Origin of the sequence: Hoeflea sp. CAU 1731 (genome assembly GCF_039888615.1) — a bacterium.
Classification (GTDB): domain Bacteria; phylum Pseudomonadota; class Alphaproteobacteria; order Rhizobiales; family Rhizobiaceae; genus Flavimaribacter.
The window spans coordinates 143,057-155,152 of record NZ_JBDQQS010000011.1; the positions used below are offsets into that span (position 1 = coordinate 143,057).

The following is a 12,096-nucleotide window of genomic DNA, read 5'->3' on the forward strand; positions in this document are numbered from 1 at the left end:
AATTGTGTCCACCGTCGGAAATGGTGTTCTCATGAGTTTGTTGCGCCAGATGCTTCGCGAACCTGTCGTCCAGTTCCTGCTGATCGGCGCAGCAACGTTTGGCGCGTATCTTTATCTCGACCGCGCGCCGCCCGAACCTCCACGCGAAATCGTACAGGTCGGAGCCGGTCGAATTGCCCAGATCTCGGAAATCTTCGCGCGAACATGGCAGAGACCGCCGACCGAGGAGGAATTGCAGGGCCTTGTCCAGGCCTTCGTAAAGGAGGAAATCTATTACCGTGAAGGCCGGAAACTTGGGCTCGACCAGGACGACACGATCTTTCGGCGGCGTCTGCAGCAGAAAATGGAGTTCCTTGTCGAACCCGACGAGCAGGAAATGATTCCGGACGAGGGTGAACTCGCTGCATGGCTCGAAAAGAACCGACAGAATTACGTTGTTCCCTATCGTGCATCCTTTCGACAGGTCTATTTCGACCCTGCGCGGCGCGACGGTGAAGCCATGGTCGACGCCCGCGCCTTGCTGTCGTCACTGGAAGAAGAGGACGTCTCGACGGGAAACAGCGGTTTGGGGGACGCGACCATGCTTCCTCGGTCGATGGCGCTGAGCGGCCGCCGCCAGATCGAAGCCTTGTTCGGACCGAAATTCGCGTCTGCGCTCGAGACATTGCCGCTCGCCGCGTGGTCCGGACCGGTCAGGTCGGATTATGGCGTTCACCTCGTGCGTCTGGGTGCGTTCGAGCCTGAAAGACAACCCGGTCTCGATGAAATTCGGGAAATAGTTCTTCGAGACTGGCGTGACGAGCGCCGCAGGAAAATCGCCGAGCAGCGTTACCATGCCATGAAGGAGAACTACGAAGTCATTGTCGACTGGCCGCAAGGTTCCGCCGAAGAGGCGAGACAGTGAAATCTTCTCTGCTGCGGCTGGCCGGACTGATGCTGGCTCTGTCCCTCTCCAGCGCGGCCGCCGCGCATGAGTTGCGGCCGGCCTTTCTGGATATCCGTGAAGAGGGTGCAAATCTGTACGACGTGCTTTGGAAAACGCCGGCGCGCGGCGATTTCCGCCTGTCGCTCGATGTCGAGTTTCCGCAAGCGTGCGAAGACGTATCGCCCGTGACCAGCGAACGAACGAACAGCGCCCGTGTCAATCGCTGGCGTATTCGATGCGTCGACGGGCTGCAAAACCGGACGATTGGCATTGGCGGCCTCTCGGCGACATATACCGATGTGCTCTTTCGATTTACACGGCGCGACGGCACGGTCCAGACGTCTCGGCTGACGCCTGAAAGACCTGAAATAACCGTCGCATCCAGCCCGTCGCTGCTCGATACTGCAAGAACCTATTTCCTGCTGGGTATGGAGCATATCCTGCAAGGCGTCGATCATCTGCTGTTCGTGCTGGCCTTGCTCCTGCTGATTCCGAGTGTCAGGCTACTCGTCGAGACAGTTACCGCCTTTACGGTGGCGCATTCCATCACGCTTGCCTTCGCCGCCTTCGGTTGGGCGAGCGCTCCTCAACAGCCTGTGGAGGCCCTGATTGCCTTGAGCATCGTCATAGTCGCGGCCAAAATCATCAACCGGGAGCGCGGACGCCGGGATATCTCGATCCGCTATCCCTGGCTGATCGCCTTTGCCTTCGGGTTGCTGCACGGTTTTGGTTTCGGAGGCGCTCTGAGGGAAATCGGATTGCCGCAGAAGGATGTGCCGATGGCGCTTCTGTCCTTCAATCTCGGCGTTGAAGCGGGGCAACTCCTGTTCATTTTTGTCGTGTTGATCGCTATCGCTCTGATCCGCAAGCTTGTCGTCCTGAACAGTCGTATGCCGCAGATGATTGCGGCATACGGCGTCGGTTCGGTCGCTGCATTCTGGTTCGTGGAGCGGGTCGCGGCCTTTTGAACCGGATTAAGCGCCGGGAGCAAAGCTCAGCGCGATGATCATCAGGGCGACGGCGGCGACCCACGATCCGAGAACCCGGGTCGCAATTCCGTTCCAGCGGCTTTTCAGAAGCGCCGCCACTCCGCCGAAAATGATGAGGATCAATGTGGCGCCGAGCGCCGATCCGGCCCGCAGCAACCAGGGCGACTGTTCCGAGGGAATGTCTGCGTTGACCGTATTGCCAATGATCGCAGCGACGACTACCGCGAATGCCGCGGGTCCGATGGCGCCGGCGTCAAAGGCCAGGACGGCTGCAAGACCGCAGGCGAGGGCGAGATAGAGAAGAGTGACTTCCGACACGGGCGGCGTCGGAATGGCCAGAGCGGCGAGCAAAACGAAAACGAAGGCCGGAAGGGCAATATTGCTGGATTTCGGCGCGTGTTGTCCGACGACGAGCCCGAGCGCCAGAAGCGTGACAAGCTGGGCCGGCACAAGAAGCGGATGCAGCATGCCGTTGTAGAATTCACCGACGCCCGCAACCGGACTGTGCGCTCGAGCGGAGACAACGCCCCCGCCCAAAAAGACCGTCAGAAAAAGAAGTCGGCTCATGCAACTCCGGTCAGGAAAGCAAGTCCGGCGACCGCGATCGCACCGCCGGCGGCGCGCACGGCCACCTTGCCGGTCTCCCAGCGCGTCGTCATGCCAAGGGCGATTCCTGCCAGATGCAGGAGACCTGTGCCGATGACAAAACCGACCGCATAGGAAACAGCGTCCGCCGCCGCTGGCAGCTCCGTGCCGTGGGCGTGGCCGTGAAATATCGCGAAGGCGCCGACAATGATCGCAGCGACCCAAAGAGGCGGCCGCGCGCCGAGCGCGACCATGATGCCGAGCACGACAGCCGAGGCTGCGATGCCGGTCTCGACCGCCGGAAGCGGTACACCGGCGACTCCCATCGCGCCGCCCACCGCCATCACGAGTGGAAAGACAATCGGAAGAAGCCATATTCCCGGAGCGCCCAGAAATGCGCCCCACAGGCCGACGGCGACCATTGCCGCCACGTGATCCCAGCCGAGAATTGGATGCATGAAACCGGAGGCGAAACCGCCAATGACTCCTGCGCCCTCATGGGCCATCGCCGGATTGGCCGCCAGCGCGCACAGGCAGACGATCGAAGGAAGCAGGAATTTGGTTGAAAGGCTGTTGTTCATCTTCATTTACCCTGAATCTGCATAACTGGCGCGAAGCACAAACGAATATTCGGTACTTTACCCGCGCGCCGATTGCTGTCCAGCGCGTTCGGTTATTGAGAACGCGCGATTGTTTGTCAGGGACATACAATCTTGCCGGGGTTCATGATGTTGGCCGGATCGAAACTCGTCTTGATGCGGCGCATCAGGTCAATCTCGATCGGCTGACGAATGGCCGCCAGCTTGTCGCGCTTCATCTGTCCGATTCCGTGTTCGGCCGAGATCGATCCTCCCATCCCAAGCGCGATGTCGTAGACCATGTCGTTAATCTCGTGCCGGCGGGCGAGATGCGCCGAGCCGTCGGCGTTTTTCGCCTGCTGGATATTGTAGTGGATATTGCCGTCGCCCATGTGGCCGAAAGCGTAGATCCGGGCGTCCGGCATTGCCTGATGCACTGCCTTATCCGCCTTACGGAAGAATTCCGGGATTGCAGACACCGGCACAGAGACGTCGTGCTTGATCGATGCGCCTTCGCTCTTCTGCGCCTCGGACATGGTCTCGCGTATATGCCAGAACGCGTCCCTCTGGACCTCCGACTGGGCGATCACGGCGTCCTGAACAAGATCCTTTTCGAATGCAGTCGCAAGAAGGGTTTCCATCGTGGCAGCCGCTTCTTCCTCGGATCGCATGGACGACAGGTCTATCAGCGTATACCACGGATGCGTGCCTTCCAGCGGGTCGCGGACGCCCGGAATATAGGCGCTGGTGAATTCGATGCCGATCCGGGGCATCAGTTCAAAGCCTGTAAGTTCGCCGGCGCATTGCTGCTGCGCAATACTCAGGAAAGCAAGCGCATCATCCGGCGACTTAAGCCCGGCGATCGCCACTTGTCTGCCTTTTGGTCTCGGTAGCAGCTTCAGCACCGCGCCGGTAATGACGCCGAGCGTTCCTTCCGCGCCGATGAACAAGTCACGCAGATCGTATCCGGTGTTGTCTTTTTTCAGGGTTCTGAGCCCGTTCCAGATTTCGCCGGTTGGCAGCACAACCTCCAGTCCGAGACACAGATTGCGCGCATTGCCATAGGCGAGTACGCCGGTGCCGCCAGCGTTCGTCGACAGATTGCCGCCGATCTGGCAGGAGCCTTCCGATCCGAGTGACAGCGGAAACAGCCGGTCTGCGTTCGTCGCCGCTCTCTGGATGTCCTGCAGGATGCAACCGGCGTCGACCGTCAGCGCATTCGCCGACAGATCGATTGAACGCACCGCATTGAGACGGGACAGCGACAGGATGATCGCCGGCTGCTCGTCGAGCGGCACTTGACCTCCGACATGGCCTGTATTGCCGGATTGCGGGACAATCGGAGTACCGGTTTCCGTGGCAAGCGCGAGGATCTGCGAAATATCGCCTGCGTTCGCCGGGCGCAGAACAAGCGGTGTCGTGCCGTGGTACAATCCGCGCGGCTCACGCAGATAGGGCGCTGTTTCATTCACGTCGGTGACGGCGTAGCGGTCTCCGACAATGGTCTTGAATCGTTCGATGGTTGCGTCGCTGATCATGACCGAGACATAGCGGCATCGGGACCGCTGGTCGAGACTCAAATACTCACGTGTTCCTCGGCGCAGAGGCGCGACGCAGCCGATCATTTATCGCTTCGCCCAACCCCTGCTCGGGAATCGGCGCAACGGCGATCATGCCGGCGCCAATGCAGTCGGCCTGATGGATGGTGTCGAACAGGTTCGCCGCCGCTTCTACCAGGTCGGCGTTCGGACTGAGATTGAACACGCGGGCAGCATGCTCCAAACCTCCCACAGCGACGCCGCCGAAGGCGATCAGCACCTCGCCGGGCTCGATGGACGTTGCGTTCATTCGCAGCCGGGCCTTCGGGGCGTAGTGCGAGCGTAGCATGCCCGGCGCCTCGATTGCGGCTTCGCCCCATGCCGGCCGGATCAAGCGTACGCCGGCGACGGACTCGATGCTTTCGGCTTCCAGTCCGCCTGGCCGCAGCAGCGAGATCTCGTCGCCGTCCACCTTTACGATCGTCGATTCCACGCCCACGGTCGCAGGTCCCGCGTCCAGGATCAGTCCAACGCTATCTCCCAGATCGGCCTCGACATGATCGGCCCATGTCGGGCTGACTTTGCCGGAGCGATTGGCGCTGGGCGCGGCGAGCGGTTTGCCGAAGCGGTCGATCAGTTCGTTGGCGAAGCCGGTTGGCGTCCTTACGGCCAGTGTTTCCAGACCCGCGCTCGCCAGGGGATGAACTAGGGAATCCTGCCGTTTTGAAACCACCAATGTGAGCGGGCCTGGCCAGAATGTTTCGGCGAGCTTGCGAGCCAGATCATTGAACACAACGTGGCGCTGCGCCATGTCGATGCCCGACATGTGGCAGATCAGCGGATTGAACCGCGGGCGTCCCTTGGTTTCGAAAATACGCGCCACGGCTTCACCATTGGTCGAGTCACCGGCAAGCCCGTAAACGGTCTCCGTGGGGAGCGCCACCAGTTCGCCGTTGGCGAGCATAGAGCAGGCTTCATCAAGCGCTTCAGATCGGTTGTGGATGATGGAGACTTTTACCATATCTATGTTGAGGCTGATAGCAGCCTTGCGGCGGCTGCTCAACGTTAAAAGCGGCTGCTTCAGGGAGGCGTCGTCAGTGAAGCCGCTGATTGACGTTTACGTAAAAATAACTTAGGCCGGTTCGCAAAACCGGAAGCAAGACATCGGCGCGCATCAAAGCGTCGACAAGGCAGAGGATCGGCATATGTACCGCGCGCCCGTTGACGAAATATCCTTTACGCTCAAGCATGTCGCCGGCCTGCAAACCGCGCTGGACGAAGGACGGCTCGGCGATCTTTCCGACGATCTGGTGGACGCAATCCTGACCGAGGCGGGGCGATTTGCATCTGAAGAGATATCACCGCTGGCGCTCGCCGGTGAGGCTGGCACGCCGCTGTCCGACGGCGTTGTGACAACGCCGGAAGGTTGGAAGGAACTTTACCGCAACTGGATCGACGGCGGATGGAACGGATTGACCGGATCACCGGATTTCGGCGGGCAGGGTCTGCCGATGATGCTTTCGATCGCGGCGAGCGAAATGTGGAACGGCAGTTCGATGGCCTTCAGTCTTTGCTCCCTTCTGACCATGGGCGCGATCGAGGCGCTGGAAAAACACGCCACCGACGAGCTCAAGTCCATCTATCTTGAAAAGCTGGTGACCGGCGAATGGACAGGCACGATGAACCTGACCGAGCCGCAGGCAGGTTCCGATCTCAACGCGCTCAAAACCCGCGCTGAACCTGTCGGCGACGGGACATATCGTATTTTTGGCCAGAAGATTTTCATAACCTATGGCGAACATGATTTCGCAGACAACATCGTCCATCTCGTTCTTGCCCGTCTGCCGGATGCGCCGGCCGGAACACGCGGCATATCGCTTTTCCTCGTCCCGAAATTCATTCCCGACGCAGACGGCGCTCCCGGCGCGCGCAACGATCTTTTCTGCAGCGGCGTGGAACACAAGCTTGGCATTCACGGCTCGCCAACCTGCACGATGATTTATGGCGACGGCAGCCGGGGCGATACACCCGGCGCTATAGGCTGGCTGATCGGCGAGGAGAACAAGGGCCTCGCCTGCATGTTCACCATGATGAACAATGCGCGTCTCAATGTCGGCATCCAGGGCGTCGCCGTGGCCGATGCCGCCTACCAGCATGCGCTGGCCTACGCCCAGGAACGCACCCAGGGCCGCGCGCCCGGCTGGACCGGTGATGGCATGAGCCCTATCATCGAACATCCGGACATCCAGCGCGATCTGCTGACGATGAAGGCGATGGTTCAGGCGTCGCGTTCCATTTCCTATTGTTGCGCCCACGCAATCGATATGGCGGACGCATCCAAAGAGCAGGGCGACGCTGATGCGCAAAAGTTCTGGCAGGAACGGGCGAACCTGCTCACGCCGATCGCCAAGGCCTTTTCGACCGATATCGGCGTCGAGGCGGCGTCTATCGGCGTGCAGGTTCATGGCGGCATGGGTTTCATCGAGGAAACGGGCGCGGCCTGCCTGTTGCGCGACGCGCGCATTGCTCCGATCTATGAAGGCACAAACGGCATTCAGGCGATCGATCTTGTCATGCGCAAGCTGCCGCAGTCCGGCGGCGAGCACGTTCTTGGATATATCGCCGAACTCCGCGAGATCGCTGCAGATGTGGCGCGGCGTAACAATCCGGAGTTCGGCACCACCGCCGATCGCCTGGAAGCTGCGCTCGATGATCTGGAAGACGCGACGCGTTGGCTGATGACGGCGCATAGCGAGGGCAAGATGAGCGAAGCGCTCGCTGGCGCCACACCTTTTCAGCGTCTGTTCGGTCTTGCCGCCGGCTCCGTCTACCTGGCGAAGGGCGCGCTTGCCGATGCAGGAGACGGAAACGAGCCGCGCCGCATCGCTCTTTGCCGGTTCTGCGCCGAAAATCTTCTCGGTGAAACGGCGGCGCTTCGTCAGGCCGTGACCGGCGGCGCTGAAAGTCTGTTCAACGCGCGACTGGCGCTGGCTGTCTAGGGGGAAGATGATGAGTGAACACGTTCTGGTCGAGCGACCACAGCAATATGGCGGCGCGGTTCAGGTAATCCGCTTCAACCGGCCTGACAAGAAGAACGCCATAACGCAAGACATGTACCGCATCATGGCCGACGCGCTTGAGGCCGGCGACGCAGACGACGCCGTTCGCGTTCACGTCTTTCTCGGCACGCCGGGCTGCTTTACCGCCGGCAACGATTTGTCAGACTTTCTAGGCTACGCCATGAATGGACGCATTGGCGAAGGCGAGGTCGGCCGTTTCCTGATGTGGCTTGCGAACGCCAAAAAACCGATCGTCGCCGGGGTGGACGGTCTGGCGATTGGCGTCGGTGTAACGATGCATTTCCACTGCGACATGACCTTCGCCACCGCGCGGTCTGAATTTCGAACGCCCTTCGTAGACCTGGCGCTGGTGCCGGAGGCCGGCTCCAGTTTGCTCGGACCGCGCGTGATGGGCTATCAGCGCGCCTTCGCGATGCTTGCCGCCGGTGTCGGGTTTAGCGGCGAAGACGCCCGTGACGCGGGTTTGGTCTACAAGGTCGTGGGCGAGGAAGAACTCGAGATTTCGACGCTTGCTGCGGCGGAAACCATTGCGTCCAAACCGCCGGAAGCCATGCAGATCGCCCGTGAATTGATGCGCGGTGGAACGCGTGAAGAGGTAGTCGGGCGGATACGAGAAGAATCGACCAGGTTCAGCGAACGGCTGGGCTCCGCCGAGGCGCGCGCCGCGTTCGAGGCGTTTCTCGCAAAGAGCCGAAAGGCGGGCTGACGGTCTTTCTACGAGAAGGATTCTCGCCTCGCCCTGTCCAAGAGCGGCGCTGGCGAGACCTGTGCTTGATTTTCTGAGCTTATGTGCGAACATTGCACGCCTAGATAGTTCTTTCGTAAGTATCGAACAGCTAGGGAGGGTGACGCGATGTCACGAGCAGTCTGTACATCCTTGATGGTTCTGTCAGTTGTCGCTGCAACGCCATCATTAGCACAGTCCATCGTCGCGGAAGCTGACAGTTTCGAAAGTTTCAGCAGTGCTTTCTGCTCCGCCAGCCACGAGGCCGCGCACATCTTTGTGGTGCCCGCTGCAATTTTCAGCGAGCACAGTGAAGTCACCTGCGATAACGGCGTTTCCGGGCTGCGGTCGAGCGAACCGGAAGACGACCCGGGGCACACGGTGTTCAATATCGATCCGCCATCCGGCGCCCCCACCGCTCTTGACTGCGACGGCAAGGCCGACACCGGCATGGAGACGATCGCGATCAATTGTATTCCTGCTGACATGGAAAGCGTTGATCACAAGAAGACATGACGACGCGCGGCCTGATCGGTCAACGCCGTTCGAGCAGCGCTACTGCCTCCACGTGAGGCGTCCAGAGAAACTGATCGATCGGCGTGACGGACCTCACTGCAAAACCTGCCGCCGTCAGGATTTCGAGATCGCGGACGAGCGTCACCGGATTGCAGGAGACGGCCGCGATCCTTCGGACCGTTGACGCTGCAAGTTCCCGGCACTGCTGCTCGGCGCCAGCTCGCGGCGGATCAAGGATCACGCCGTCGAAGGTCTTCAATTCATTTCTTGTCAACGGCCGACGATAGAGGTCTCGCCTTTCGCTCGTGACAGGTTTCAGTCCCGGCGTATGACGCGCCGCGCGATCGAGCGCGGCGAGTGACGCGGTGTCGCTCTCAACTGCGTGGACTGCTGACTGTGCGGCAAGAGTCAGCGCAAAGGTTCCGCAGCCACTAAAGAGATCAGCGATGCGTTTCGACTTATTCAGATGGCTGAGCACGAGGCTGGTCATGGTCTTTTCAGCCTGCAATACGGCCTGGACGAAGCCGCCGGGCGGCGGGGTCACCGAAGCCTTACCGAATTGCAGAACTGGTTTGCGCGGCTCGATCAGAATTTCGTCGTTGCAGGAAAGACGCGCGATATCACGCTTCAACGCCTCGGCGACGGCCGCTTGTCGTTGGGGCGCGCGCAATGCAGGTCCGCCAGAAATCGCGACATCCAGACCGGTCTCTGTTTCCAGGGCCGTAAGCCGTAGCGACTTTCCGGGAATGTGCTGTACGAGCGCCTTGAGATCTCCGAGTTTGCGGTTAAGACCGTCGGTCGCGACGTGACATCGCTCAAGCGCAAAGACAGTGTGGCTTCCCGCCTGATTGAATCCGAGCACTGGGCCTTCTCCGGTTTTGCGCGCCGTCAGCACGATGCGCCGCCGTTCGCCCGGTTCACAGATATGCAGGTCAGCGATTTCGGTTTGGATGCCTCTGGATGCGAGCGCGTCCACGACGAGTTGGCGTTTCCAGCGTCGGTAGAAGCTGTCATTGGCATGCTGGGTAACGCATCCGCCGCACAGATCGCCAGATGGTCCGAAATGTGAGCAGGGCGGTTCCCTGCGGCTTTCCGAAGCCTTCACAATGTCAGTCAGGATGACTTCCTTGCCGTGACGTTCGATCGAGACGGTTTCTCCCGGCAGTGTAAAGGGAACGAAACCGCCGTTTTCGGCGATGCCGTCACCCTGTGCGCCCATGGCGTCAATCAAAACCGTCTCAGTCATAATCTTGCGCCGCCAAGCAGGAACTCGCGATTTCCGTCGGAGCCTTCTATGGGGGAGGGGATAAAGCCAAAGCTCTTCCATCCCGGCAGGCTATCGAGCCACGTAGACAGGTCGTCTGCGATCTTTAGACCCGCGTTGGGATCACGCAAAATACCGCCCTTGCCGATCGCCTCCTTTCCGGCTTCGAATTGTGGTTTGACCAGCAGCACGCAAAAACCTCCCGGCGCAACCATTCCAAGCGCCTTGGGCAGGGCGAGACGCAGCGAGATGAAGCTGACATCGCTGACAACGCCGCTCACTGTTCGTCCGTCGGCAATAGACTCCGGCAAATCGCGGGCGTTCACGCCTTCGCGGTTTGTCACCCGCTCGTCAGCAAGCAGCGAACCATGGAGCTGTCCGTGTCCCACGTCCACGGCGATCACATGTGAAGCGTCCCGTTCGAGGAGCACCTGGGTGAAACCGCCAGTCGACGCGCCGATATCGAGTAAACAACGTCCAGCCGGTTGGAAATCGAAATGATCGAGCGCTGCGACCAGCTTCAGAGCGGCGCGTGACACATAACCCCGCGCAGGGTCATCGATAGCAATCACGGCGTTCTCCGGGGTTTTGGCGCCGGGTTTCGCACAGACCCCGCCATCAACCGAAACCGTGCCGCGAAGAATGGCGTCGCGCGCCCGGGCGCGGCTGTCGAAATGGCCGAGTTGGGTCAGCAACTGGTCGAGCCGTTGGCGTTTGGCGTCATGTTTTTCCGACATCGGCGTAACGGGAATTGTGGGCCATGAGTAGAATTGCGAACAGCATCAGCGAGAGCCCGGTGAAAATGGCGCTGAAGCTGGTGTATTCCGCGACATAGCCGATCAACACCGGAGCGACGAGTATGCCGGAATAACCGATCGTCGTGGTCAACGACAGGGCAATTCCGGGAGCGATGCCCGGCAGATTGCCGGCTGCGGAGAAGGCGATTGGCACGAGGTTGGAGAGGCCAAGGCCCGTAATCAGGAAGCCCGCGACTGCTATTTCGGGTGATGTCGCCGTGCCGGCGATAAGGAAGCCAACAAAGGCGGAACTGGCGCAGATCTGGACAGTCCTGACGGCGCCGAGCCGCTTGCGAACGGGATCGCCGAAAAATCGCACAGTCGCCATGGCCGCCGAAAATGCGCCGAACGCCAGTCCGGAAACAAAGGCGTCGGCGTTCAACTCCTGTCGTAGATAGAGAGCGCTCCAGTCGATGACGACGCCTTCTGGCATTGCTGAAAAAAGCGCCAGCAGCCCGATCATGTAGGGTAGCAGCGTGCGCGGAAAACGGATCGGCTGGCGTTGTTCGGCTTCCGCCGGCGCATCCTCAAGGCGCAGGCCGAGCAGGACGAATCCGACCAGAGCCACCGAAATCGCGGTGACGAACAGCGTATGCTGCATGACGCCTGAATATTGCAAGAGATAGCCGCCTGCGACCGCGCCGAAAAGTCCGCCGAGGCTCCAGAAGCCGTGGCACGAAGACATGATCGGCGCACCGCGCCTGCGCTCGACTTCCACTGCCACGGCGTTCATCGCCACATCCATGCCGGCGATCGAACCGCCGAACACGAACAGCGACAGGGCGGCAAGCCCGTGGTTGGGCGCCAATGTCACCCACAACAGTGTTGATGCTGCGACGAGCGCCGTAAGCCGTACGGCGAAAACGGGTCCGATGCGGGCGATCACGACGCCTGTCATCGGCATGGTGACAAGGGCGCCCATGCCGAATACCGCGATCATGACGCCGAGCTGCCCTTCGTCGAGCAGCAGCCTTTCGGCGAATTCCGGAATCTTGGGCGCCCAGTTGCCGATCAGGAAGCCGTTGACGAGAAACAGCAATGACACGTGGACGCGGGCGTTGTTCATCATCGTGTGTAGGAGCCGGTTTGGGGTGTCGCGG

Annotated in this window: 12 protein-coding genes; 5 read left to right on the forward strand and 7 right to left on the reverse strand. The window is 60.6% G+C overall.

The window, feature by feature from the left end:
- The first annotated feature begins 31 nt into the window (after positions 1-31).
- The gene (locus AAFN47_RS18360) at positions 32-904 is read left to right on the forward strand and encodes a peptidyl-prolyl cis-trans isomerase (protein ID WP_499810700.1); all 873 of its coding nucleotides are present in this window, start codon (positions 32-34) and stop codon (positions 902-904) included.
- Positions 901-1,893: a HupE/UreJ family protein gene (locus tag AAFN47_RS18365; protein ID WP_499810701.1), complete on the forward strand. Its 993-nt coding sequence runs from the start codon at positions 901-903 to the stop codon at positions 1,891-1,893. The genes AAFN47_RS18360 and AAFN47_RS18365 overlap by 4 nt, the downstream gene beginning before the upstream one ends.
- Before the next feature lie 6 nt (positions 1,894-1,899).
- Here the strand turns inward: AAFN47_RS18365 and AAFN47_RS18370 are convergent, their stop codons facing one another.
- From AAFN47_RS18370 to AAFN47_RS18385, 4 genes are all read right to left on the reverse strand, one after another.
- On the reverse strand, positions 1,900-2,481 hold the full coding sequence (locus tag AAFN47_RS18370) for a HupE/UreJ family protein (RefSeq protein ID WP_499810702.1): 582 nt from the start codon (positions 2,479-2,481) through the stop codon (positions 1,900-1,902).
- Positions 2,478-3,080, reverse strand: a complete 603-nt coding sequence (locus AAFN47_RS18375) for a HupE/UreJ family protein (RefSeq protein WP_499810703.1) — start codon at positions 3,078-3,080, stop codon at positions 2,478-2,480. Before AAFN47_RS18375 ends, AAFN47_RS18370 begins: the two co-directional genes overlap by 4 nt.
- 116 nt (positions 3,081-3,196) lie before the next feature.
- Positions 3,197-4,615: an FAD-binding oxidoreductase gene (locus AAFN47_RS18380; RefSeq protein ID WP_499810767.1), complete on the reverse strand. Its 1,419-nt coding sequence runs from the start codon at positions 4,613-4,615 to the stop codon at positions 3,197-3,199.
- A 46-nt stretch (positions 4,616-4,661) separates the two neighbouring features.
- A complete protein-coding gene (locus AAFN47_RS18385) occupies positions 4,662-5,636 on the reverse strand; it encodes an L-threonylcarbamoyladenylate synthase (protein WP_499810768.1) in 975 nt (324 codons plus the stop codon).
- Positions 5,637-5,820: 184 nt separating this feature from the next.
- Here AAFN47_RS18385 and AAFN47_RS18390 point away from each other — a divergent pair, with 184 nt between their 5' ends.
- The 3 genes from AAFN47_RS18390 (at position 5,821) to AAFN47_RS18400 (ending at position 8,935) form a co-directional block, all read left to right on the forward strand.
- Positions 5,821-7,614, forward strand: coding sequence for an acyl-CoA dehydrogenase family protein (locus AAFN47_RS18390; protein WP_499810704.1), 1,794 nt, complete (start codon positions 5,821-5,823; stop codon positions 7,612-7,614).
- 10 nt (positions 7,615-7,624) lie between these two features.
- Entirely contained in the window at positions 7,625-8,401 is a 777-nt protein-coding gene (locus AAFN47_RS18395) for a crotonase/enoyl-CoA hydratase family protein (RefSeq protein ID WP_499810705.1), read from the forward strand.
- Between the two features lie 147 nt (positions 8,402-8,548).
- A complete protein-coding gene (locus tag AAFN47_RS18400; protein WP_499810706.1) occupies positions 8,549-8,935 on the forward strand; it encodes a hypothetical protein in 387 nt (128 codons plus the stop codon).
- 19 nt (positions 8,936-8,954) lie between these two features.
- Here AAFN47_RS18400 and AAFN47_RS18405 read toward each other — a convergent pair whose 3' ends face one another.
- Genes AAFN47_RS18405 through AAFN47_RS18415 form a run of 3 tightly spaced genes read right to left on the reverse strand, consistent with a single transcriptional unit; the run spans position 8,955 to position 12,062 of the window.
- Positions 8,955-10,184, reverse strand: a complete 1,230-nt coding sequence (locus AAFN47_RS18405) for a class I SAM-dependent RNA methyltransferase (protein ID WP_499810769.1) — start codon at positions 10,182-10,184, stop codon at positions 8,955-8,957.
- On the reverse strand, positions 10,178-10,936 hold the full coding sequence (locus AAFN47_RS18410; protein WP_499810707.1) for a TlyA family RNA methyltransferase: 759 nt from the start codon (positions 10,934-10,936) through the stop codon (positions 10,178-10,180). Before AAFN47_RS18410 ends, AAFN47_RS18405 begins: the two co-directional genes overlap by 7 nt.
- Positions 10,920-12,062, reverse strand: a complete 1,143-nt coding sequence (locus tag AAFN47_RS18415) for an MFS transporter (RefSeq protein WP_499810770.1) — start codon at positions 12,060-12,062, stop codon at positions 10,920-10,922. The genes AAFN47_RS18410 and AAFN47_RS18415 overlap by 17 nt, the downstream gene beginning before the upstream one ends.
- Positions 12,063-12,096: the final 34 nt, after the last annotated feature.